31 protein-coding genes are annotated in these 22,570 nt (G+C 60.8%); 22 read left to right on the top strand and 9 right to left on the bottom strand.

What is annotated here, in order from left to right; genetic code table 11:
* Positions 1–11: 11 nt before the first annotated feature.
* Genes MF270_RS24865 through MF270_RS24835 form a run of 7 tightly spaced genes read right to left on the bottom strand, consistent with a single transcriptional unit; the run spans position 12 to position 4,613 of the window.
* Positions 12–470 (bottom strand): DUF411 domain-containing protein, encoded by a 459-nt coding sequence (locus MF270_RS24865; RefSeq protein ID WP_076695156.1) that lies wholly within the window; start codon positions 468–470, stop codon positions 12–14.
* Between the two features lie 3 nt (positions 471–473).
* Positions 474–1,847 (bottom strand): M23 family metallopeptidase, encoded by a 1,374-nt coding sequence (locus MF270_RS24860; protein WP_076695154.1) that lies wholly within the window; start codon positions 1,845–1,847, stop codon positions 474–476.
* Positions 1,844–2,470 carry an SCO family protein gene (locus MF270_RS24855; RefSeq protein ID WP_050532587.1) on the bottom strand — a complete coding sequence of 209 codons (627 nt, stop codon included), beginning with the start codon at positions 2,468–2,470 and terminating at the stop codon, positions 1,844–1,846. The genes MF270_RS24860 and MF270_RS24855 overlap by 4 nt, the downstream gene beginning before the upstream one ends.
* A complete protein-coding gene (locus MF270_RS24850; protein ID WP_005647556.1) occupies positions 2,470–2,940 on the bottom strand; it encodes a copper chaperone PCu(A)C in 471 nt (156 codons plus the stop codon). The genes MF270_RS24855 and MF270_RS24850 overlap by 1 nt, the downstream gene beginning before the upstream one ends.
* 22 nt (positions 2,941–2,962) lie before the next feature.
* Positions 2,963–3,622: a DsbA family protein gene (locus MF270_RS24845; protein WP_050532586.1), complete on the bottom strand. Its 660-nt coding sequence runs from the start codon at positions 3,620–3,622 to the stop codon at positions 2,963–2,965.
* Entirely contained in the window at positions 3,619–4,041 is a 423-nt protein-coding gene (locus tag MF270_RS24840) for a disulfide bond formation protein B (protein WP_046002647.1), read from the bottom strand. Before MF270_RS24840 ends, MF270_RS24845 begins: the two co-directional genes overlap by 4 nt.
* A 5-nt stretch (positions 4,042–4,046) precedes the next feature.
* Entirely contained in the window at positions 4,047–4,613 is a 567-nt protein-coding gene (locus MF270_RS24835; protein WP_040643209.1) for an SCO family protein, read from the bottom strand.
* Positions 4,614–4,826: 213 nt separating this feature from the next.
* Here MF270_RS24835 and MF270_RS24830 point away from each other — a divergent pair, with 213 nt between their 5' ends.
* The 6 genes from MF270_RS24830 to MF270_RS24805 all read left to right on the top strand — a co-directional run bounded on the left by MF270_RS24830 (position 4,827) and on the right by MF270_RS24805 (position 9,085).
* The gene (locus MF270_RS24830; RefSeq protein WP_007803476.1) at positions 4,827–5,255 is read left to right on the top strand and encodes a MerR family transcriptional regulator; all 429 of its coding nucleotides are present in this window, start codon (positions 4,827–4,829) and stop codon (positions 5,253–5,255) included.
* Between the two features lie 82 nt (positions 5,256–5,337).
* On the top strand, positions 5,338–5,958 hold the full coding sequence (locus tag MF270_RS24825) for a cation efflux transmembrane domain-containing protein (protein WP_008327361.1): 621 nt from the start codon (positions 5,338–5,340) through the stop codon (positions 5,956–5,958).
* Positions 5,959–6,027: 69 nt separating this feature from the next.
* On the top strand, positions 6,028–6,798 hold the full coding sequence (locus tag MF270_RS24820; protein WP_005645237.1) for a transglutaminase-like domain-containing protein: 771 nt from the start codon (positions 6,028–6,030) through the stop codon (positions 6,796–6,798).
* Positions 6,788–7,753: a cation diffusion facilitator family transporter gene (locus MF270_RS24815; RefSeq protein WP_007803480.1), complete on the top strand. Its 966-nt coding sequence runs from the start codon at positions 6,788–6,790 to the stop codon at positions 7,751–7,753. Before MF270_RS24820 ends, MF270_RS24815 begins: the two co-directional genes overlap by 11 nt.
* The gene (locus tag MF270_RS24810; protein ID WP_005645232.1) at positions 7,725–8,087 is read left to right on the top strand and encodes a SpoIIAA family protein; all 363 of its coding nucleotides are present in this window, start codon (positions 7,725–7,727) and stop codon (positions 8,085–8,087) included. Before MF270_RS24815 ends, MF270_RS24810 begins: the two co-directional genes overlap by 29 nt.
* 302 nt (positions 8,088–8,389) lie before the next feature.
* Positions 8,390–9,085, top strand: a complete 696-nt coding sequence (locus tag MF270_RS24805; RefSeq protein ID WP_238368388.1) for a hypothetical protein — start codon at positions 8,390–8,392, stop codon at positions 9,083–9,085.
* Positions 9,086–9,602: 517 nt separating this feature from the next.
* On the opposite strand, the gene MF270_RS24800 is transcribed toward MF270_RS24805, so the two are convergent.
* Both MF270_RS24800 and MF270_RS24795 read right to left on the bottom strand, forming a co-directional pair.
* The gene (locus MF270_RS24800; RefSeq protein ID WP_028284972.1) at positions 9,603–9,860 is read right to left on the bottom strand and encodes a helix-turn-helix domain-containing protein; all 258 of its coding nucleotides are present in this window, start codon (positions 9,858–9,860) and stop codon (positions 9,603–9,605) included.
* Positions 9,861–9,984: 124 nt separating this feature from the next.
* Entirely contained in the window at positions 9,985–10,236 is a 252-nt protein-coding gene (locus MF270_RS24795) for a hypothetical protein (RefSeq protein ID WP_076695150.1), read from the bottom strand.
* 210 nt (positions 10,237–10,446) lie between these two features.
* On the opposite strand from MF270_RS24795, the gene MF270_RS24790 reads away from it, so the two are divergent.
* The 16 genes from MF270_RS24790 to MF270_RS24715 all read left to right on the top strand — a co-directional run bounded on the left by MF270_RS24790 (position 10,447) and on the right by MF270_RS24715 (position 22,531).
* Positions 10,447–10,815: a hypothetical protein gene (locus tag MF270_RS24790; RefSeq protein ID WP_058123676.1), complete on the top strand. Its 369-nt coding sequence runs from the start codon at positions 10,447–10,449 to the stop codon at positions 10,813–10,815.
* Between the two features lie 43 nt (positions 10,816–10,858).
* On the top strand, positions 10,859–11,473 hold the full coding sequence (locus MF270_RS24785; RefSeq protein ID WP_076695148.1) for a lytic transglycosylase domain-containing protein: 615 nt from the start codon (positions 10,859–10,861) through the stop codon (positions 11,471–11,473).
* Positions 11,470–11,763 (top strand): TrbC/VirB2 family protein, encoded by a 294-nt coding sequence (locus MF270_RS24780; RefSeq protein WP_009503803.1) that lies wholly within the window; start codon positions 11,470–11,472, stop codon positions 11,761–11,763. The genes MF270_RS24785 and MF270_RS24780 overlap by 4 nt, the downstream gene beginning before the upstream one ends.
* Entirely contained in the window at positions 11,756–12,034 is a 279-nt protein-coding gene (locus MF270_RS24775) for a VirB3 family type IV secretion system protein (RefSeq protein ID WP_303571167.1), read from the top strand. The genes MF270_RS24780 and MF270_RS24775 overlap by 8 nt, the downstream gene beginning before the upstream one ends.
* Positions 12,024–14,399, top strand: coding sequence for a VirB4 family type IV secretion/conjugal transfer ATPase (locus MF270_RS24770; protein WP_076695146.1), 2,376 nt, complete (start codon positions 12,024–12,026; stop codon positions 14,397–14,399). Before MF270_RS24775 ends, MF270_RS24770 begins: the two co-directional genes overlap by 11 nt.
* Positions 14,396–14,563, top strand: coding sequence for a hypothetical protein (locus MF270_RS24765; RefSeq protein ID WP_170846621.1), 168 nt, complete (start codon positions 14,396–14,398; stop codon positions 14,561–14,563). The genes MF270_RS24770 and MF270_RS24765 overlap by 4 nt, the downstream gene beginning before the upstream one ends.
* Positions 14,564–14,618: 55 nt before the next feature.
* The gene (locus MF270_RS24760) at positions 14,619–15,707 is read left to right on the top strand and encodes a lytic transglycosylase domain-containing protein (RefSeq protein ID WP_076695144.1); all 1,089 of its coding nucleotides are present in this window, start codon (positions 14,619–14,621) and stop codon (positions 15,705–15,707) included.
* Positions 15,707–16,516: a type IV secretion system protein gene (locus MF270_RS24755; protein ID WP_076695233.1), complete on the top strand. Its 810-nt coding sequence runs from the start codon at positions 15,707–15,709 to the stop codon at positions 16,514–16,516. Before MF270_RS24760 ends, MF270_RS24755 begins: the two co-directional genes overlap by 1 nt.
* Before the next feature lie 111 nt (positions 16,517–16,627).
* Positions 16,628–17,284 (top strand): VirB8 family type IV secretion system protein, encoded by a 657-nt coding sequence (locus MF270_RS24750; protein WP_009503797.1) that lies wholly within the window; start codon positions 16,628–16,630, stop codon positions 17,282–17,284.
* Between the two features lie 32 nt (positions 17,285–17,316).
* The gene (locus tag MF270_RS24745; RefSeq protein ID WP_238368386.1) at positions 17,317–17,982 is read left to right on the top strand and encodes a TrbG/VirB9 family P-type conjugative transfer protein; all 666 of its coding nucleotides are present in this window, start codon (positions 17,317–17,319) and stop codon (positions 17,980–17,982) included.
* Positions 17,979–19,358, top strand: a complete 1,380-nt coding sequence (locus MF270_RS24740; RefSeq protein WP_238368385.1) for a TraB/TrbI/VirB10 family type IV secretion system protein — start codon at positions 17,979–17,981, stop codon at positions 19,356–19,358. The genes MF270_RS24745 and MF270_RS24740 overlap by 4 nt, the downstream gene beginning before the upstream one ends.
* Before the next feature lie 4 nt (positions 19,359–19,362).
* Positions 19,363–20,349 carry an ATPase, T2SS/T4P/T4SS family gene (locus MF270_RS24735; RefSeq protein WP_043755074.1) on the top strand — a complete coding sequence of 329 codons (987 nt, stop codon included), beginning with the start codon at positions 19,363–19,365 and terminating at the stop codon, positions 20,347–20,349.
* Complete coding sequence (locus tag MF270_RS24730) at positions 20,346–20,534, top strand: hypothetical protein (protein ID WP_054540613.1); 189 nt, start codon at positions 20,346–20,348, stop codon at positions 20,532–20,534. The genes MF270_RS24735 and MF270_RS24730 overlap by 4 nt, the downstream gene beginning before the upstream one ends.
* Positions 20,531–20,935 carry a hypothetical protein gene (locus MF270_RS24725; protein WP_082386782.1) on the top strand — a complete coding sequence of 135 codons (405 nt, stop codon included), beginning with the start codon at positions 20,531–20,533 and terminating at the stop codon, positions 20,933–20,935. The genes MF270_RS24730 and MF270_RS24725 overlap by 4 nt, the downstream gene beginning before the upstream one ends.
* Positions 20,936–20,941: 6 nt before the next feature.
* On the top strand, positions 20,942–22,021 hold the full coding sequence (locus MF270_RS24720) for a TrbL/VirB6 family protein (protein ID WP_093412172.1): 1,080 nt from the start codon (positions 20,942–20,944) through the stop codon (positions 22,019–22,021).
* 222 nt (positions 22,022–22,243) lie between these two features.
* Positions 22,244–22,531, top strand: a complete 288-nt coding sequence (locus MF270_RS24715) for a ComEC/Rec2 family competence protein (RefSeq protein ID WP_238368384.1) — start codon at positions 22,244–22,246, stop codon at positions 22,529–22,531.
* The last annotated feature ends 39 nt before the right edge of the window (positions 22,532–22,570 follow it).

The raw sequence follows: 22,570 nt of genomic DNA, 5'->3' as shown, positions 1-22,570 counted from the left end.
CTGCCGCGAGTTCAGTCAGGAGCCGAGTAGCTGGTGTAGACCTCGGTCGATCCGTCTTCGTGGATCAGGAAGACATCGTAAGCCTCCCGGTCGTCCTCCGGTCCCATGCCGGGCGACCCGTAGGGCATTCCCGGCACCGCCAGGCCTACCGCGTCTGGCCGGTCCTCCAGCAGGCGTTGGATGTCAGCCGCCGGCACGTGGCCCTCGATCACATAGCCGTCGACCAAAGCCGTATGGCAGGAGACCATGCGCTGCGGCACGCCATTGTCGAGTTTGAAGCGCACAAGAGATCCTCCGAACATGTCCTCGCCCATCGGCGCGAAGCCATTCTCCTCGAGGTGCTTCATCCAGGACAGGCAACAGCCGCAGCCGCTGGTCTTCCGGACGTCGATCTGAATCGCCTCTGCGACGGCCTGCGCCGCAGGAAGCAAGGCAAATGCGATGGCAAGGGCGGGAGTAAATCGTTTCATGGATCAAAGCCTTTCGGTTGTCGTCTGTGCAAATTCGCTGGCGAGCCTCTCAGCAAGAAGTGAACGCGCCTCACGCAGTCGCTCAAGCGCGGCCGTGTCGTCCGCTTCACGCTCGGCCGCCTCTGCCAATCGGTCGTCAGAGAGAGGGTCGGTTGGGCGACCGTCCACCAGCACTTCGTAATGTAGGTTGGGGCCTGTCGCGGTACCCGTCGCACCGACCCGCCCGATCATATCTCCGGCCATCACGCGTTGCCCTTGTGTGAGCCCGTCCGGTACGGCGCTCAGATGCGCATAGCGCGTCAGGGTGTCGGAGCCATGAGCGATCTCGACGACCCGGCCATACCCACCGCGTCGGCCGATGAAGCTAACGCGGCCCGGCGCCGTCGCCTGTACCGGCGTGCCGCGCGCCGCCGCGAAGTCGACTCCTGTGTGCATCCGTACATTGCCGTAGACCGGATGGGTGCGGCGCCCGAACACAGAACTCAGCCGTGCACCTTCGACCGGTTGCGCAAACACGCGCAGGACTTCTCCGTCGACATAGATCGTCGCTTGGCCGCTGCCGTCGTTCGGCCAGACGATTTCATAGACCGAGCCATCGATATCCAGTGCGGCAAAGGCAAGCTCGGGCTGACCAATCCTCTTGTTCCCGTCTCGGGCCTCGCGCCAAAGGAGGCGCATCGTCTCGCCACCCGCAAGATCACGACGGAAATCCACGGTGCCGCCCAGCATCTGCGCCAGGTCCACCGCAAAACGGGCGGGGATGTCTGCCGTGTTCAGGGCGGCGAAAATCGAGCTCTCGATCACCGCCTCGCCGGCGAAAGTCACCAATTCGGGATCCGGGTCCAACACGCGGGCGGCAAGCTGTTCGCCGAAGACCGCCTCTATCCGGACACCGTCTTCGACGGCGAGCTCTACACGACGCGGGTTGTCGTCCGTTGTGGAAACCACCGTAATGATGTGACCCGGACGCAGACGGCGCAGATCGTATTCCGTGCCAATCGCCAAGGCGATTTCGGCGCGATCCGAAGCATCCAGCCCCGCATCGGAAAGGACCGCATCAAGCGTCTCGCCCGACGCAATCTCCCGCGACCAGGTGACCAGCGGGGGCTCGATAGATGGCAAGGAGGTATCAGCGGGGGAAACGGTCAGGAGCGGCCGGGGTCTGAACTCGAATGCGATATCCGCCTGGGCGAGTGTAGGGCGGACCGAATTGGTTTCGGTAATCCGAGGCGGCGCAAGCGGATCGGGAGTCCAGAGGGTCGCTTCAGCAATCGCAGGGGGCACCGGTTCTTTGGACAGAACGCCAGAGATGGCGATGGCGGTCACCGAAAATGCGCCTGCGACCGCAACGGCCGCCAAGACTGTTCTTATCTTCATGTTGCCCCCTCTACGTCTTCTGTCAGTGCGCGCCGGATCTTCGGCACCGCGAATTCTCTTGGCTCGTGATAGTCGATCATGGTGACGAGCTCACCCTCGGCATCGAACAGGAATACGCTTGCCGTATGGTTCATCGTATAGCCGCCGCCCTCAGTCGGGACGCGCTCAAATGAGGCACGAAACCCTTCTGCAGCGCGGGCAATCTGGTCTTCCGGCCCCGTCCAACCACGAATGACCGGATGAAAATAGCCGACATATTCGGCCATGGCCTCGACCGTGTCCCGCTCCGGGTCGACCGTGATGAAGACCACGTTCATCTCTGATGCTTCGTCGCCCAGTTCCTCAAGCCAGCCGGAAATATCCGATAGGGTCGTCGGGCAGACGTCCGGGCAGTAGGTGAACCCGAAAAACACCATTGTCGGACGACCGATCAGGTTGCCAGGCCCTACCTCATTTTCCTCGTGGTCGGTCAGCCGGAACTCCATCGCCGATAGGGGCAGGGGCCGCTGCCCTTTTGGTTCAGGCGCACCGGGCCCGTCCACCCGCCACCAGCCCACGAAGAGCGTCAGGCCAAGAACGCCGGCACCGGCTGCGCCGTATAGAAGGAGCTGCCGACGTTGCATCAGCCCTCCGGTCCACGCGCGGCGATTCCGAGGATTGGGACCTCGACCGTCACCTTGCCGCCATCCGAGAAGGTCAGTGTCAGCGGGAAATTCTCGCCTTCGGTCATCGGCTCTTGCAGCTTCATGAGCATGGCGTGCAACCCGCCCGGCTCCAATGCCACGCTTTGGCCGGGCTCAATCGTGATCTCGCCTGCAGGTGCCATGGAACTGACGCCAACGGAGTTGGTTTTCGACTCATGGATCTCGGGCATCATTGCCAGCGGTGTCGCAAGTCCGGTCAGCGTAACGGCGTCTTCACCCGTGTTGCGCACGGTCATATAGGCGGCACCTGGCCTGTTGACGCCGATCGAGGCGCGGGACCACGCATTCTCGACCACGACATCCTCCGAACCGGCCAGTGCGGGGGCCGACAGCCCTGCAACCGTCAAAAGCACGGCCAATGCATTGGTATATCTCAACTTCTTCACCACTCGTTTCTCCTGCCTCCGCAAATCAGCTTTGGCTTGCCGCAACTTCCACTGCCACCAGCCTCCGCAATTCGGCCTCACCGAACGGATCGAGAGGCTTGCCGTTCACGAAGAACGTGGGCGTTTGGCGGACCCCGACTGTCTCGACATCGGCGCGGTCCTGGTTGAGCACCGCCACAACACCGGGGGCCAGCATCTGTGTCCGGGCAGCTTCGACATCCAGACCTCCGCTTGCTGCAATCTCAAGGATCAATCCGGGTGCCGGGGTCCCGTGAGACGCCCATCTGGGCTGCTCTCGCAAGACTGCCTCGAGCACAGGTTCAAACACGTCCTGCATGCGCGCCGCCTCGAGCACACGGATCGCTTCTACCGACGCCTCGCCGTGAAAAGGCGTATAGCGGATTACAACGCGCACCGCGTCTCCGTGCTCCGCCATGATATCCTCGACGACCGGATAGAAAGCGCGGCATGCCTCGCAGGCCGGGTCGAAGAATTCAACGATGGTTACGGGCGCATCCTCGGGCCCGAGGATCGGGGAATAGGGTCGGATCAGCGCGTTGGCCATTTCAGGGTCGATGGGATCGGACGCGGCAATCGGGTCGGGGCGGGTGGCATACCAGGCGGCCCCGCCGAAACCGGCGACCCCGAGCGCGAGAACGGACAGGATGAGGCCGCGTCGTTTCATTCTTGTGCTTCCTTCAGTGAGAGAGCCGACAGCAGCCCGATCACCACGAAGGCGACGAGCGCCATCAGAGGAATCGGAATGCCGAAGACCAGTTGATTGTCGTCAGTACAGGATGGGCCTGTCGCCGTGCAGGGCTGGATGCGTTCGGGGATCAGCTCGACATAGAGGCCGAGGTGCCAGAGCGCTATGGCGGCGCCCCCGATTGCCAGCGCGATCCCGTAGCGACCCACGCGCCGATCCTGCCACCACAGCCCGAGCCCGAGGACGATGGCCAAGGGAAACATGAAGGCACGCTGAAACCAGCAAAGCACGCAAGGTGTCTGCCCCAGAACCTCGCCGATGAAGAGCACTGCAAGCGACGCGGTGAGCGCGATGATCCAGGCCAGCCCGAGGGCCGTCTCTCCGGAAAGTCGGGTCATGACGATCAGATCCTCTCTCTCAGATCGGCGAGGATCTCTTCGGCGGGCGTGCCGTAGGGCCAGGAGTCCGCGAAGCCTGCTTGCGTGTCGAAAAGGAAAAGATGCGACGTGTGACCCATCGTGTATCCGCCCGGCGCAGTCGCCTGCTCGATCCGTTCATAGAATATCGGAAAAGTTTCGGATGTCGCGGCGATCTGCTCCGGTGTACCGGTAAGCCCGATGATCCCTGCGTCGAACATGGGCACGTACTCCGCTAAAGCCGTCGGCGTATCTCGCTCGGGGTCGATCGTTATGAAAATCGGCTGAACCACTGCCGCCTCATCGCCCAGGCCCTCCATCACGGCCGCGACTTCGGACAGTGTTGTCGGACAGACGTCAGGGCAATTGGTGAAGCCAAAGAAGACCAGCATCCAGCGCCCTGCGAAATCTTCGTCCGTTTGGACAATGCCGCGATGATCGGTCAGTTCGAAATCAGCAAGAAACGGTGGTTCATTCTCGGCTCGGGCAAGGTCGGCACGGTAGTCGGACCATAGCAACAGCCAGATGAAAACGAACGCCGCCGCGCCCGCCAACACCCACAATACCTTCTGAAGACCTGAAAGCCTCACGCCGCTCCGCCCGAACTTGATTCTATATTTTGTGTGCGTTTACATCCTCTAGCTACTGTAGGTTCAAGCGTGATTGTCACCGATCGGCCAACAATCACCTATCTGTGAAACTCAGGTGAAGCTTGTGATGCGCACCGCATAAAGCTACACCCACTGTAGGTAATGTGGGGAGCGGAAATGCTGACGATTGGGACTCTGGCGAAGAAGACCGGAACAAAAGTGCAGACCATCCGGTATTACGAGCAGATCGGACTTATGCCTGAGCCCGGCAGGACCGAGGGGGGCCAACGACGCTATGGCGACGCCGAACTCGACCGCTTGTCATTCGTCCGGCACGCTCGGCAACTGGGCTTCTCGTTGGACGCGATCCGTGAGCTCCTCGATCTCAGCGATCATCCGGGAAAGTCCTGTGCAGAGGCGGATGCAATCGCCCGTCGGCAACTCAAACAGGTCGAGCAACGATTGGCGCGGCTCGAGGCGCTGCGGACGGAATTGAAGCGGATGGTGCATGAGTGCAGCGGCGGACAGACTTCTGATTGCCGTGTGCTCGAGGTACTGCGCGACCATTCCGAATGCCTGACCGACCATGAAGAGATCGGCGCCTGAGCAATTTCGACGACCTTTGATCGGAACGCAAAAAGCCCGGTGTTAGTTACTCATTGGCAATTCACTAATTTGGATACCCGGCATGGCGGAGCAGAGAAACGCAACGGAAAGACGCACACTCTGGATCGTGCTGGGTCTCAACATCGGGCTGGCAGTCGCTTTCTTCGCCTCGGGCGCATTCGGCGAGTCAAGCGCGCTTATCGCCAATGGCCTCGACAATCTGTCGGACAGTTTCGTCTACGCGATCAGCCTCTTCGCGCTGTCCCGCTCCGCCAAGTGGAAGCGCGGAGCGGCGAACGTTTCGGGCGGCCTGCTGATCCTCTTCGCCCTTGGAATCCTGTATGACGCGTGGCGCCGCTACGTCGGCGGATCGGATCCTCTTGGCACGATCATGATTGTCATGGCGCTGGTAGCGGCGGCCATCAACGCACTTTGCGTCTGGCTGCTGGCACGGCTTCGCGATCCAGACGTAAACATCCGAGCGGCGAATACGTTCAGCTGGAACGACTTCGCGGCCAATCTCGGAATCGTCGTCGCAGGCGGGCTCGTAGCCTGGCTCGGAACGAATTGGCCGGACCTTGTCGTGGGCGTGATTGTCGCCGGCATCGCGGCCTGGGGTGGCGTCGGAATCCTGAGAGACGCGCATGGTGAACACCACAAGGCGGTGCACAATGACGATCAGGTAACCAAGGACTCGGCCTGAAATCGGGGCTTGAAGCTACAGTGACTGTAGCAACTACATATTCTCGTGAACGATTCGAGGAGATATCCCGTGAACCCCGCCGACCCTCATTTGGCCAAAACCCGGCTGCTTGATTTTGACGCGACCTCAATTGCAAAACTGATCGAGGAGCGCGGCTGGGCAGACCTTCCCAGCGACGACCGAATTGGGGCCATCTACGATTTCGTCAGGAACGAGATTACCTTCGGCTACAACCGCGCCGACGACATTCCGGCGTCCGAGGTCCTCGCAGATGGCCACGGGCAGTGCAACACCAAGGGCACGCTCCTCATGGCCCTGCTGCGTGGCGTGGGAGTTCGCTGCCGACTGCACGGGTTCACAATCCACAAGGCGCTTCAGAGAGGCGTCGTTCCGGAACTCGTCTATCCCCTCGCGCCGTCCGAAATCCTCCACTCCTGGGTAGAGGTGGACTTGGGCGACGGATGGGTCAATCTTGAAGGCTTCATCCTGGACGCGCCTTTCCTGCAGACGCTGCAGCAGAAATTCCGCGAGACGGATAGTCTGTGCGGCTACGGGGTTGGAACGGAGTGTCTGAGCGCCCCGCCTGTCACTTGGTCCGGCAATGATACCTACATCCAGAAAACCGGTATTGTTCGCGATCTTGGAACCTTCAACGCACCCGACGATTTTTACTCAAAGCACCGCCAGAACTTCGGATTTGTGCGCGACTTGCTCTATCGCCACGTCATCCGTCACTGGATGAATGCCAGGGTTCGCCGCATCCGCCGCGGAATCTTGCCGCCGGTCCCCGGATTCGATCGGCCGAACCACCGCCATGAGGAGACGAACCGTGCCGCATGATCACGGCCACGCCCACATCGATCCTCAATCCGGTGATCGTCGCGTCTCCATCGCCATCTGGGCCAACGGCCTCCTGACGGTCGCGCAGATCGTCGGCGGGATCCTTTCCGGCAGCCTCGCGCTGATCGCGGATGCCCTCCACAATTTCTCGGACATGGCGTCGCTGGTGATCGCCTTCTTCGCGCGTAAGATCGCTCGCCGCCCGGCGGACAAGCGCATGACCTTCGGCTATGGGCGGGTAGAAATCGTCGCAGCGCTCATCAACTACACGACACTTATCCTGATCGGCTTCTACCTGATCTACGAGGGTGGCATGCGCATGATCGACCCACCAGAGGTACAGGGCTGGACGGTGGTGATCCTGGGCGGTGTGGCACTGGTCGTCGACACGTTGACGGCGCTGCTCACCTATTCGATGCAGAAAGGCAGCGTGAACATCCGTGCGCTCTTCCTGCACAACCTATCGGACGCTTTGGCCTCCGTGGCGGTCATCATCGGCGGCTCGCTCATCCTCCTCTACAACATGCGGTGGGTCGACCCGGCGATCACCATCGGCATCGCTCTCTACATCCTCTACCTCGCATTTACCGAGATCGGCGGTCCGATTCGGACGCTGATGCTCGGCAGTCCACCGGACATCGATAATGAAACCGTCGTTCAGGCGATGCGGGGTGTGGATGGTGTCGCGGACGTTCATCACGTGCATCTGTGGCAGATGCAGGAGCACGAGGCGGCTCTGGACTGCCACGTCGTGCTGACAGCGGACGGCTGGGGTCAAATCGAAAAGATCAAGGCCGCGATCAAGGACCGGCTGAAGGACGATTTCAGCATCGGTCATTCGAGTCTGGAATTTGAGCACGAAGACCGCGCACACGAAAACGCTGACCTTTACGGTCACGGCAAACCGGAAAAAGAGGAGGAAAACCATGTTCACCGAGACACTGACAGCTCATGACGACACGATTGGCCTCGCCTGCGAGGGCAAGCTCAGCGAAAGCGACCTGAAACGGATGCACGCCCTGCTTCATGAGCGCCTGCAAGAGACAAGTAAGCCCGGCCTGGTTCTCGATCTCACGAGGTTCGAAGGCTACGATGGGCCGTCCGCTCTGCTCGAAGATCTGAAAATCGACACAGCCCATAGGAATGACTTCCGCCGCGTCGCTGTGGTGGGCGAAGGGGCTTTGTTGGAGTGGGGAACCAGGTTCGCCGACGTGCTGACCACGGCAGAACTCCGTCGGTTCGACCCGGCGGAAATGAAGGCGGCAATCGCCTGGGCAAGTGAAAGGTAGAGTAGCTTTCAATCAGATGCCTTCGCAGAAGACAGCATCTGTTCGAAACCATAAACAAAAGAGCTACAGCAGTTGCGAGACCCAAGAGCAATCCGAATGTTCTGAACATGGTCGCTCCTTTCGCAAAGGAGTAACTTTGGTACAGTGGCACTGCCCTTGCCGGGGCATTATCAAATCGTAATGTTTTAGCGGCTCAGGGCGCCAGTTGGTTAACATAAACTTCATTATGCGACTTTATACTTAGCGTTGCGATAGTATATTATTGTATGTATGCTGAACTCCCATCCCGGAGGCTCCACAGCATGCGCCATTTACTCAAGAAGCTCCTCCCCTCGGTCGCAGTCGCTTTGACCGTGACAAGTTCTTCGCTGCCAATACCCGCCCGCGCGCAGACATACCCGATCGATTGCGCGATCCTCTTGTGCCTGTCTGGCGGCTGGCCTGCTTCCGTCCCTTGCGCCCGAGCCCGCGCCGAATTTATCCGGCGGATCACGCCCTGGCCGGTCGAACCACCGCTGCAAATCTGGCGCTGTCCCATGGGCGCCTCCTACGAGAACGATCGGTTACAAAACAACGCTGGCCGCATCTTTGAAGCCTTGTACCGAACCGACACCCGTCGACCGCTTCAATCCTTGCCAGTAGATAATCTCGTTCCCACCGACCTCGCCCTGCGGCTCGTTCAGGACCGCGCGGACATCGATATCAGCGGTCCAGCGTTCAATTTCGTGCGGTCCATCCGCGTCTTCGATGTACGGTATGCACGACAGCACGAGTCCGGGCGCGATGGGGATTGTAACCGAAGCGCGACCGTGGTCCTCGGCACCTACGGGACCCAAGGCGACTTCTCATGGCAGCGATCTTCGATAACTGCCCTGCCCGAGGCCCATGTGGGACTTGAACGTTGGGGCGAGCATTGCCCTGGCATTTATCACCGATCCGTCTTCGTCGATTGGCGTGACTATGACGGCAACTACGGGTTCGAGCAGGTGAACTACTGACCTGCCGCCACGTAGATTTGTCATGGAAGACGGCTTCTTTGGCTTGCAAGACCTCACCGCATACGCTTCGCGGTCCACATGCTGTTTGGCGTTTAGGCAAACACCGCGGGTTCGCTCTGTTCACCCGTCGTCGCTTCTTCCGATCCTCGTCAGCGCATCGAAGTCGATTTCTTGCTTCTGTTCGTCACTTATATCCGGCCGGGTTTCCGATACCGGCCGGGGCCCCTGGACGTCCCACATCACCGCATGTGAGCCTGTCCTCCAGCGATAAACCCAACCAACAACACTGCACCCATCGGTCCCGATCAGAGTGGCGATCGCGACGCCCTCACCCTTATCTTCGTTCACTGTTTACTGACTTCCTGCACTGCGGCGCTGCGAATTGCGGCGTGGGGTTGCAGAGCGTTCACTACGACCGCGCGCCGGGCTTCTTTGATGTTGGCTAACTGGTCCTCGAGGAGGGAATGATCATCAGACCGGGAAAATGGGTTCCCGCGTTCTCAACAATTCATTGGCTTCAAATCCTGTGGTCGGGCTCCGTGGCGGCTTCGACAATCGACAGGACTTCATCTTTATCAAAGCCAATAACCCTCGCCAGAACTGTAAACTCCACGACGTCGATACGACGCTCGCCGCTTTCGAGACGTGCCACAAACGACTGGTGGCGTTTGAGCTTCGCCGCCAACTGCTGCTGGCTGAGACCCGCATTCTGACGTGCATCAACCAACGCACGGACGAGCGCCAACTGACCATTTGTTCTGATTGTCTTTGCCACGCGTCACATACCTTTTGTGACGTCGCTAGCGGATGAAATCCGTTATCTAAAAAGTAGATATTTGAGGGTGTTATCGGCGTCTGGTTTCCATGGGCTGCAAGTCTGATGCTCCCGAAGCTGCCCATCAATCCCCTGCCAATTGCAGAAATCGGCCATAGTCCTCGCTGACTTCGCGCGCTTCCTCGAACGCGCGGGCGCGTTCGCTGTCGAGGCAACGGAAGTAGCTCTGGATATCCTGGATGTAGTCTTCGAAATCGCCACGGATGATATCCGCATAGTCCCGCGCCGCCTGCGAATCGCTTGGCAGGAAAGGACGGGCCGGGGCGAAGCAGGATTCCGCCAAAACCGGCCCGGGAACGCAGATCAGAAGGGCCATAGCTTGCAATGGGAGCAGGCCTGTCAACCTTGGGTTTCTCAAACCTGTTATCTCCTTGATCGCGGACACTGGCCGTGACTAGTGTTTGCGTAACCAAACTACAGCTAAAGCACGATATTACATCTTGCGGTTGATAATATACTATCGTAACTCTGGGCTTCAAGTAGGAATGCCTGGGGTCGCGCCATTGGAGAAAGCGTGAGCCGGGCCATGAACTGGGACATCGAAGCACCAAATGTGGTTACGGAAGCCAGGTTCCGCGAGCTCGTGGAAAGCGGCTATAGCGCAGAAATCCTGTGCCAGGAGTCGGCACACAAGAAAGGCCCCAGCTATTACGGGGTCTGGATCATGCGCGTTGTCTCTGATGATGGCGTGGAAAAGCTCCTCGTCACCGCCCGCACGCGGACGACCTACAACGATATCAAGATCCGCGAGTTCAAGACGATCTCCGGCGTGGTGTCTTTCTTCATTGGCCTTGGCTTTGCGCATGTCGACCTGCCGCTTGAGGCGGGGACAAGCCGTACGCACAAACTTGCGCCGTCAGACAAAGCCCCATCAGCCAAGGGCGCTGACAACTAACCTCGTCTGCCTCTGGCTGGTCGCCGCGCCAGCCTCCGCGCAAATGGTGCTGGTCATGGAGAGCGACGGCTCCCTGATCCCGTCCCGCTCCCAAAGCAGCTTTGCTCGAAACTACAATGACGGCATCGGTCAGGGTTCGGCCTCCGATGGGATCGCGATCTTCGGCGAGGTAGAGGCCGAGCAAGAGGGCGTCCAAGTCGAGGCCCTTGCCCGCCCGACTCCCCTGCCCCGCGCCGATGTCCTCTCCGGGATTCAGATCACGGCCTTGCGCTATGCCGGCCATCCCGGCCTGCGTCGCGCGGGGCTTTCCGTGACGGATTGGCTGGCTCTCTATCGAGCCAATATTGAGGTTGAGAGCGCCTACCGGCAGGATGCGATTTCAAGTGCAGGTGCCATTGGCCTTGGCCAGCTGATGCCCGCCACTGCGCGTGATCTCGGCGTCGACCCGCGTCAACCATTGCAGAACCTCGACGGCTCCGCCCGCTACCTCGCGATGATGCTGGAGACGTTCGGCGATCCGCGTCTGGCGCTGGCTGCCTACAACGCCGGACCCGATGCGGTCCGCCAGTATGGCGGCGTCCCCCCCTACCGAGAAACCCAGAACCACGTGGCCCGCGTCATGGCCGTCGTGGCCCGATTGGAAGGATCAAATTCATGAAACAGATTTCAAACCTCTTTGTCGCCTCGCTGGCGCTATTCCTGCTGATTGCCGAACCCGCCCTTGCACAGAGCATCGATCTCTCCCCGATCCAGAGCCTGTTACAGGGCATCGTCGATGCGCTGACCGGCCCACTTGGCGTTGTCATCGCGACGCTGGCCGTTCTCGGGGTCTTTCTCAGCTGGTTCTTCAACATCATCGACCTGCGCCAGGCGCTCTGGGTCCTCGTGGGCATCGCTGGTGTTGCCGCCGCCCCCACCATCGTTGCCGCGGTTTTTGCCGGTGGCTGAGCGCGCGCCTCTCTTTCTTGGGCTCGTGCGCCCGCCGAAGCTTCTGGGCCTGCCCATCATGTACGCGATGGTCTGGCTCTTCGGTTCGGTGCTCTTGTTCGTCTGGATCCAGCACATCGCGGTGCTGGGTGTCGCCGCCCTGCTCTATCCGGTGCTGTGGAAGGCCGCCGATTGGGACCCGCGTTTCATCGACGTAATGATGACGGCGCTGCAGGAGACGCCACCCACGCGAAACCGCAGCATCCATGGCGGGGACAGCTATGCCCCGTGATGACGCCCGTGATGCTGCGCTCGATGCCCGCACAATGACCCCAGACTGGTATGCGCGCGAGACCCGGCTTGCGCATATGCTGCCCTATGTGAGCCTCGTCGACGACCAGACCGTGCGGACCCGGGTGAACGAACTCTTCCGCTGCATCCGGCTCGAGGGAATCAACAGCTACACGACGGACGATGCCTATCTCGACAAGGTGACGGCGCTTTTTGCCCGCATCGTCGCGCAGCTCGGGCCGGAATTCAGCTATTACGTCCACAAGGTCTCCAAGGCCATCAAACCTGATTTCGACCCGATCTGTGAGGACAGCTTCGCAGGCGAGGTTGACCGGCGCTGGCGCGCGAAACTTGAGACCAGCGGGCTCCGCGACAAAACACTGACGCTCACCGTCATTCACCGCCCGCCTCCGAAAAGCCTCCTACCGCACCTCGGCCGCAGCGCGCCGGACCGCCTGAGAGAAGAGACCCGCAAACGCCTGCAGCGCCTCGGTGAGGCCGTGAACGTCTTCCTCTCGGGGCTTACCGAGCTCAAGCCGCGCCTGCTGTCAGCCGGATCGGGAGAGTTGGTGGGATTTTTGGGCGCGCTCAACACCGGAACAGAGCTGCCGCTCTACCCAGCGAACACCTACGGCTTTTTGTCCGTCAACGTCGCCAATACCCGCGTGACGTTTCACGGCGACCATTTCGAGCTTTCCGAGGGCGTCGTGGGCCACCGCTACGGCAAGAGCTTCACCATCGGAGAATACTCGGAAGGCACCTCCTGCACCATGTTCGACATGCTGAACCTGCCGGTCGACATGATCGTCACGCATTCCTTCACCCCGATCAATTCGAACCTCATGGCGGGCCGCATCAAACGGCAAAAGCGCCAGATGCAGGCCAGCCAGGACGCGGCCCTCTCGCTCCTAGAAGCCCTCGATATCGCCGCCGATGATCTCGAGGCCAAGCGCCAAAGCTTCGGCGAACACCATATGGTCGTGACGCTCTTCTGCGAAACGCTGGATGAGCTGCAGACGCTCAGCGCCGAAATCGTGAACGCCGCCGCGACCGAAGGCGTGAAGATGATCGGTGAGCGGGTCGCCGCAAAGGCCCATTACCTCAGCCAGCATCCCGGCAACCAGCCCAAGCGCGTGCGTGCCAGCGCCGTCACCAATCGCAACTTCGCGGATTTTGCGGCCTTTCACCGGACACAGCTCGGCAAACCCGCCGCGAAAACCCCATGGGGCCGGGTCGTCACTTATTTGCCCACGCCGGAGCAGAGCGCCTACCGGTTTTCCTATCACGAGCAAGGCAGCCCGGACAAAGAACCGACCAGCGGGCATACCCTGATCATGGGGCGGCCGGGGTCGGGCAAGTCGGTACTCTCGGCCTTCCTGATGACCCAGGCCCGCCGCGCAGGCGCGCGGATCTTCGTTTTCGACTACCGCCTCGGCATGGAAATGGCCGTCCGCGCAAATGGCGGGCGCTACGCATCCCTGAACGCCGGTCAGCCCACGGGTCTCAATCCCCTTTGGACTGAAACCGATAGTCGTGGCACCGCCTGGCTCTCGGACTGGCTCACAACGCTGCTCTACCGCGCCGACAAACCCCTGACCCCGGCGCAGACCAACCGCATCCAGGAAGTCGTGCGCCAGAATGCCCAGGCCTCCAATCCGGCCCTGCGGAACTGGCGGGATTTCGCATCGCTTTTTGTGTCCACAGATGATGGCGGCGATCTGCACCAGCGCCTGCTCGAGTGGACCGAAGACGGCCGCTACGGCTGGATCTTCGGGCAGAGCCTCGAGGACACGTTCTCGCTCAAAGGCGATGTGGTGGGCTTCGATCTGACCGGCATTCTCGACAGCGAGGCCGACAAGGAGCGGATGGCTGTTCTCTCCTATCTTTTCCGCCGGGTCGAGCGCGAGATCGAGGACCGCCGCCCCACCATCATCGTGATCGACGAGGCCTGGAAGGCGCTCGACAACGCATATTTCGCCGAACGGCTGTCGAACTGGCTCGTGACTGCGCGCAAGCAGAACACCGTCGCGGTGATGATGACGCAATATGCCAGCCAGCTTGAGCGCACCCGGACCGGCAAGACCATCGTCGAAGCCGTTCCGACGCAGATCCTGCTGCCCAATATCCGCGCGCAGCCTGCGGACTACGCCATGCTGAACCTCACGGAGAAGGAGCTCGACGTCCTTCTCAACACGGGCAGCAACAGCCGTTTGGCACTGATCCGCGACGATCAGGGCTCGATCGTGGTCGATGCCGATCTCAGTGCTCTCGGGCCCAATCTCACCATCCTCGGCGGCATGGAGAAAGGCGAGGCGCTCGTCGGCGCCGATTACCGCGACCGCCCAGATTTTTGGAGGCTTTCATGATCCGTATTCTTATCGCTTTGGCTGCGCTCGGCGCGCTGGCCTCCTGCACCCAGTATCGGGAGCCGCAGGCCAATTGCTTCACGTTCCTTGCGTCCACAGCACCCGTCGCGCCTGATTGTGACTTCACGCCCCTTGGCACCCCGGAGGGGGACATTGAAGTCTAGCCTGCCTCATATCCTAGCGCTTTGCCTGCTGCCAGGTCTCGCCTTGTCTCAGGGCGTGCCGACCAATGACAGTGGGCTGACCGCGCGTGATATCGTCGAGACTGGCGATCGCGAGGCAGACCTCGCGATCCAGGCCGACAAGCTTTCCGTGCGCGAACTCATCGCCGAGATCGAACGGGAGCAGCTGGAAACCCTGCAACGCATCCTCGATGCCCAGACCAGCTTCGGCGGTCAGGGCTTGCCGGCTATGGTCTCGGGGCTGGAAAGCGGCAGCGGCGATCCCGACCGCGCCGTGGAAGCCGTCTATGGCACGGGCGAGATCGACCCCAATCCCGGCGGTGCGCAGATGTTCGGCGACGCCGCCGAGAACATCGAGCAGCTCATCATCCGCGTCGCCCAGGAAACCAGCGGCTTTGCGGGTGTTGGCCGCGCAGGGCTCTCCCCCGTCCAATGGCGCGCGCTGCTGCAAGCGCTGATCTGGCAGGAAAGCCGGTTTACGATCGGTGCACGGTCTCCCGTCGGCGCCTATGGTCTCACCCAGATCATGCCGGGCACCGCCAGCGATCTGGGCATCAACCCGGAATACTATGACAGCCCTTACCTGCAGGTACATGGCGGCGCGCGCTATCTCGCGACCCAGCTCAACACATTCGATGGCAATATCATCAACGCGCTCGCGGCCTATAACGCCGGACCCGGCCGGGTTTTCGAGTATGGCGGCGTGCCGCCCTTCCGCGAGACCCAGCACTACGTCCAGGTGATCCCCGAACGCTATAACCTCTATTTGACCCGTATCGGCGGGATCGAAGCGCTTGGCACGATCGACCCCGCGCTTCTGGCCAATGCCAACCTCTCGCTCACGGGTCATGGCGCGGCCTTCTATGGCAACAATTCCCCAGCGGCGATTAGGCAGGCCGCCTTGCGTATTGCGGACATCGTCGAGCGGATTTCCGAAACCGAGGACGTGCAGGAGAGCGTCGCGCTCAACACCTATGCCCGCGCCGAACTCGTGCGCCTCGTCGCTGCACGCATCCGGCTTCAGGCTGCACGCACCCGAGTCCTCTCTGCCGAGGAGCTGGCCCAGGCCAGCGCCCGCATGGCAGAGGGCGCGTTCATGGACTTTACGATCAGGGAGATTGAATGATGGGACATCTGCTCTTGAGGACAGCTTTGGTCACAACGCTTGGCATTGGCTTGCAGTTCAGCGCCCTACCCCCTGTCGCAGCACAAGGCGTGCCCGTCGTCGATACCCAGAACATCGCGCAAAACATCCAGCAGCTCCGGCAGATGATCGAGGACGAGATTCTGCAAAACGAGCAGCTGACGCAGCTCCGCGAACAGCTTGCCACACTCACGGATCAACTTGCCGAGCTGCAGCGCACCTACGAGGCCCTCACCCGCCTTGCCGAGCTTCCAGAAATCATCCGCACCGAGATGGAAGACGAACTCAATGGCCTACTCGACCAGGAGTTCGGGGACATCCTCGCCACGATTGAGGCGATCAAGACTGGGGATTTCTCCGGCCTGTCCGGTTCAGGCGCGGGCGAGATCGAAACCCAGATGGACCGGGTGCTGGCCGACCTCGGCTTTGACGAGGACACCCTCTCGGAAATGGCCGCGAGCGGCAATCCCGGCGCCAACCGCGTGGCGACGCAGGCCACCACCGGTGCGCTCGTCTCGGCGGCGGCCCAGAACAGCTATGAGGACGCCGGCCAATCGCTCGAGCGGGTAGACCGCCTTGTCGGGCTCATCGACGACATGGACGAACTCAAGGAAAGCATCGATCTCAACACGCGCGTGACCGCGGAGCTCGCCATTGCGCTGGTCGCCATGTGGCAACTCGAAGCGGTGCAGACCGTGGGCGACGGCACCGGCGGCGTGATCGATGCCGCCACCATCGCGGAAGAGCAGCGCTTCATGGATTTCACCTTGCCGGACCTCCGGGCAGACTAAGACGTTTCGAAATTGATCCCCAAAAACAAATATCGGTTTTCGCGTTCGAGCGCAGCGAGAGGCAGCGAAGAACCGCTTCAACTCATTTCGAAACGCCGAGCGGGGGCATGAATGGTGGCGACTGAACAAGAAATCATCGAGGAAGAGCTGGTCTACGGTGCCCTGCGCCGTGAACGGCTCTGGCAGCGTCTTGGCCTGATAGGCCTTGTCTTCGGCATCATCGGCTGTCTGAGCGCGGCAGCTGTCTCGATCCTCGATGTCGATCCGCCCCCCGTCGTTGTCCCCTATGATCCCGCCACCGGCTTTGCACTCCCCGAAGCCTCGGTGGGCGCTTCCTCGGTGACCGCCAACCAGGCGATCATCGAGGCGGAAGTGTTCCGCTATGTGACCGACCGCGAGGTCTATAACCAGCTCGACAACGACCTGCGCATCCGCAGCGTCCTGCGCCGCTCTGACGGGGCTGCCGAGAGCGGGCTGCGCCAGATCTGGAACAGCGCAAATGAAAACTATCCGCCGACCGTCTATGGCCCCAATGCCCGACTCGACGTGGAAATCCTCAGCATCAACCGGATCGGCACCAACCGCGCCACGGTGCGCCTGCGCAAGCGTCTGACCTCCATCAACGGCACCCAAACCGGCCTCTTCACTGCGACGCTTCTCTTCGAGTTCCGCCCGGAGACCCGCCGCTCCATCGACGAGGTCTGGACCAATCCATTCGGCTTCACCGTCCTCGAATATTCCATCCGCTCCGACAGATTGGAGAACTGACGTTGTTGTTTATAAGATCGCTTATTTTTGTCATGGCCCTGTTGCCCGGCCTCGCCTCTGCCGAAGCCATCCCGCGTGGCGGTCCCAACGACAGCCGGGTGCGCTTGGCCACCTACCAGGAGGGTCAGGTCTACCGTCTCAGCGTGTCGCTCACCCATGTGACCACCATCGAGTTCGGGATCGGCGAAAGCATCCGCTCGATCATCGCGGGCGACACGGAAGGCTTCGAGATCGATGGCGTCCCCGGTGGTCAGGCCTTTGCAATCAAGCCCGTCGCGCGCGGTGTCCATACCAATGTGACGGTCTACACGAACAGGCGAAGCTACTATTTCAACGTCGAGGAGGTCCGCAGCCCGACCTTCTACGTTGTGCAGTTCCGCTACCCTGACGACGCTGCGCGCCCGATCCGGGCCATCGCCGCCCAAGCGCCGAACTACAATTACGGCGCCAGCGCGCGGACCGAGTTCACGCCAACCCGCATCTGGGATGACGGGACGTTCACGTATTTCGCCTTTCCAAGAAACGCACCTGTGCCAGCGATCTTCCGCTACGCGGGCGGCCGTGAACGCACGGTCAACACGCAAACCCCTGAGGACGGTGTGATCCGCGTCAGCGGCGTAAACCGCCAATGGGTCCTGCGACTTGGCGAAGAGGTGGTCTGCATCGAGGCGATCCCGCCCGCGGAGGCCGCCTCATGAGCGATACCGAGAACACCGAGCTGGAAAAACGCCTCGCCGCCCTTGAGAAAGGCAGTGCCCGCGCCCCCACGGCGGCGCAGCGCCGGTCGCCCCTTCTCGCGCTGATCGTGGTCCTCGTCATCGGCGCGGGTGGTGCCCTGCTTTATCTTCTCTCACAGCCCGACGAAGAGGAAGCCTTGCCGACGGCCACCCCGGATGTCTTCCAAAACGAGGGGGACGGCTTTGGCGCCATCGAGACCTTGCCCCCGCCCGAGCCCGAGGTTGTGTTTGTCGGACCGGATCCAGTCGAGCCCAACGCGGAGCTTCTGGCGCAGATCACCGCGCCGCAGGCCCAGATCGAGGAGTTGCGCAACGCCCCTGAACCAGTTGTCGAGGAAGACACCGCTGCCGCAGATGCGATTGACGCGCTGACCGCGCAGATCGCGGCCCTGCAAGCCGCGTCGGAAACCGCGCAACAGCAGTTTCGCGATGAGCTCACGGCGCGCGACCGCGAACTGGAGCAACTCCGCATGGACCTTGAGCTCGCGCAGCTTGAGGCCAACCGGCCCCTTCCGGCACCCATCGGGCCCACCGAGGACGAGTTACGCGCGCGGGAAGAAGAGCGGCTCCGGCGCGAGGAAGAAGCAAGACGGCTCGCGGAACTTGAACGCCGCGCCGCGGAGGAACGCGCCTTCCAGGAGCGGCGCATCGCCTCGCCGACCATCGCTTTTGGCGGTGCCTCCGGAGCGAATGAAACAGCTCTGACCGAACGCACTTTTGGCGAGGTGACGGATTTCGTGCTGAACGGGGCGCTGCCCTCTACCGTGACGCAGGCCGAGGTGATCGCCAATCCCTCCAACACGATTCTACAGGGCACCATGATCCAGGCCGTCATGGAAACTGCCCTTGACAGCTCCCTGCCCGGCCAGACCCGTGCCGTGGTGTCCGAGGATGTCTACAGCGTCGATGGCGCGCGCCTCTTGATCCCCCGCGGATCCCGTCTCATCGGGCGCTACCGCGCTGGCGTCGATATCGCGCAGCGCCGGGTCACCATCGCCTGGGACCGGATCATCCTGCCCGCGGGCCAGACCGTCCAGATCAGCTCCTTCGGAGGTGATGAACTGGGCCGTTCTGGCGTCACCGGTTTCGTGGACACACGCTTCGCCGAGCGTTTCGGGTCGGCCGCCCTGATCTCGCTGATCTCAGCAGCACCCAGTGCTGCCGCCTCCGAAGTCCAGGATGAGACTGCCGCCGACGCTCTCGAAGACGTTGGCGATGATCTGGCAGATGCCACGGACAGCGTCATAGGCGATTACCTCTCCATCGGCCCCGTCATCTATGTCGACCAGGGCGCCCGCGTCACGGTCATGGTCGACCGCGATCTGGAGATATTCTGAGCCCATGTCGCTGAGCTATCTCGAAACCTCGCTCGACCGGATCGACGCCGCCGCTCGCGACGATGTCATCGAGATCTGCATCAACCCTGATGGCACCTGCTGGGGCGAATTCCAGGGCGATCACTTCATGCGGAGGCTGGACCAGGCGTTGACCGCAACAGAAGTGAAGGACCTCGGCAACCAGATCGCCTCTTCCGCCAACACAACGATGAGCAAGGACCGCCCGATCGTCTCGGTCTCGATCACCTACAAGGGGCGCCCGATCCGCGCACAGGTCATCACCCCGCCTGCCGTGCTCTCGGCCATGTCGATCAGCCTTCGGTTCTTCTCAAGCCTGCCGCTTGACGGGATTGCGCTTGATTTCCTTTTTGGCAAGGAACGCAAGCTTGAAGAACTCCGCCTCGAGAAAACCCACGAACTGCGCGAAGTGGTGGCCGCGGGCGTGATCGACGATGCGCTGGCCTTTTGCGTCGACAACAAGCTTAACATGATCGTCTCTGGCGGCACCTCCACCGGCAAGACCGTGGCTGCACGCAAGATCCTCTCGCACGTGCCATCCGAGGAACGCATCGTCACCATCGAGGAAGCCGCCGAGCTTCTGCCGACCCAGCCCAATGCCGTGACCCTCATCGCCAATCGCGATGCGGAGTTCCAGACCGCCGATGTGCTGCTCACCGCAACGTTGCGCATGCGCCCCGACCGGATCATCCTGGGCGAGGTGCGCGGCAAGGAAGCCATGACCTTCCTCGAGGCGATCAACACTGGCCATGGCGGCTCAATGACCACGCTGCACGCAGAAACCCCGCAACTTGCCGTGCAGCGTCTGGCCATCGCCGCACTCAAGACCGAGATCCCGATGACCTATGCCGACATGATCCAGTACATCGAGAACTCCATCGACGTAATCATCCAGGCCGGTCGCCATGATGGCAAACGCGGCATCACCGAATTCTACCTCCCCGGCACCAATGAGATCGGAGCTTCCCAATGAAAACCTTTGAATACGATATCCTGTCCTTTCCGGTGAAGAAGCAAAAGGACTACGACGAGGTGCGACGTGCTTTGAATGAGCGCGGCGCGGAAGGGTGGGAGGTTATCACCGCCGAAGCCGGCGACTACGGCTACACCACTTTCTTGAAGCGTGAGACTGGTACAATGAAGGCGGCATCGGAATGACACGGGCTATCGCAGTCGCTGGCCTGCTCTTGATCTTTGGCACAACTGCTGGCGTAGCCGAGCGGAACCTGATCCCGACGCTCGACAACCACCCAAATGTTTGCCCAGACCAGCCACCTGAGCCGAAGTGGATGCAGAACATCAATGTGCGCGAATCCTATAAGCGCCTTTTAATCCAACAGATATATCGGGCTCAAAGCATGGAGCGCGTCGTAGAATCGCAAAACTGCGACTGTCCCACGCGGTATCCATCTTGGGCAGCAGCCGAACGCGTATACATCGAGCATTTCGCCGCATCTGAATACTGGGACATCGTGGAAGCGACTTCCGCATACCGACGCCAAGCAAATGAGCTTCGACGCGAAGCCATGCCTATCTGCGAAGCCACCGGAAACTGGTAGGTCTCCATGAGTGTCGTCACCTATTTCGTGGAAACCGCTGAAGGCTATCTCAATACCGCTGCCGAGACGCAATTCGGCGCGGTCGCCGCAACGGTCGGCACGTTGCTGGTTCTGGGAACAACACTAGTTGTCATTCTGGTCTTCATCAACATGATCTACCAGTATCGCGCCATGGACGGCCGAACTGCCTTTTGGCTGGCCGTGAAGGTCGGACTTATAGGGGTCTTCGCGGCCAACTGGGTCCAGTTCAATGCGCTTGCCTCAGCAATACTGAACGGAATTGACAGCATTGCCGGCGCCCTTGTGGCTTCTGTCGGCGGCGGATCACCTGGTCCGTCCGGTACCTTTGCAGAGGAATTTGACGAACTGATTGCAGCGCTAGGGGATTATCTGAATGCTGCGGGATCTGAGCTGAACTGGATGGCGGGTGCCTTGCTTGACACACTTGGGGTTCTGCTGCTCTCGATTCTTGGCGGGTTGGCGGCATTTATTGTTGTGGCGTCCCGGCTCATGATCGCTCTGCTAATTGGCATTGCGCCAGTGATGATCTTCTTGACCCTGTTCGAGGTGACCAAGGATTATTTTGCACGCTGGCTTTCGGCACTGATTTCCTTCGCGATATACCCGATCGTCGTTGCCGGCGTGTTCGCGACCATCACGGGTGTCTCGCGTGCGCTTCTTGCTAAGCTGGGCGACCCGGAAGGCGCCTCCAACATCGGTGCGCTCATTCCGTTCTTCATGATGGTGCTGATGGCAAAGGGATTCATCATAGCAACGCCATTCCTGGTTCGGGCGATTTCTGGAAACATCATGATGCCAGCACTCTCGGCCGGATTCGGGGGAAGCTATGCCTTTGCCCGAGGACTCGCAGGCAGCCAACAAGTCTACAACCGGTACGCCATCGGAGGTGCGACTGGCGCGGAATACGCAGCTCTGCGGGCGCGACAATTCTTTGGTGTGCAAGCGTTGCCAAGCCGACCCAATACTGCGGGAGGGCCAACCGCTGCTGCTCCCGGCGACGGGACCGGCACAGGAGCCCGGATGCTGGCACAGCTTTCAAGGTTGGGACGCCTTGGCAAGCGGTGATGGCGCGAAACGAAGTGGACATCTGCGCATCCCATCAACGCAGCGGCGCAGGTTTTTAAAGCAGACCATAGTCATTAATGGAATTTTGGCGATGCCTATTGCGGGACACAACATGTTGTTGAAAGGCTATCCTCGATCAACTATGTTAAGAACAAAGCGTAAACTTGTTCGATTCGGTGGGAGGCGCGTCACTCAGGTTTTCCAAGCTAAGGAGCAGTACTGATGAGCGTCGAAACTTCGCATTTCAAAGTCGCCAATGGTGACATGAGCCTAATCAAAACACAGAGTGGCCGTTATATTCTCGTAGACATAAATATTAGTGCCTCTGCTGATGACAAAGATGAGGATGTGCCTGATGTTGGAGCACAGCTTCGCAAAGCGCTTGACCGTGACAGCGACGGACGTCTGTTTATCGATGCATTCTTGCTGACGCATCCGGACATGGATCACTGCTCTGGACTGCAGAACCATTGTAACCGGCCGGTTGCTACCGCGGTGATTTGGCCTTGATGCGGGCGACGAGATCTGTGTCATCGACGAAGTCGTCGA

The organism is Mesobacterium pallidum (assembly GCF_019966535.1).
GTDB lineage: Bacteria > Pseudomonadota > Alphaproteobacteria > Rhodobacterales > Rhodobacteraceae > Mesobacterium > Mesobacterium pallidum.
The sequence above is the reverse complement of the archived record's forward strand: the minus strand, read 5'-3'. Positions and strand labels throughout refer to the sequence as shown.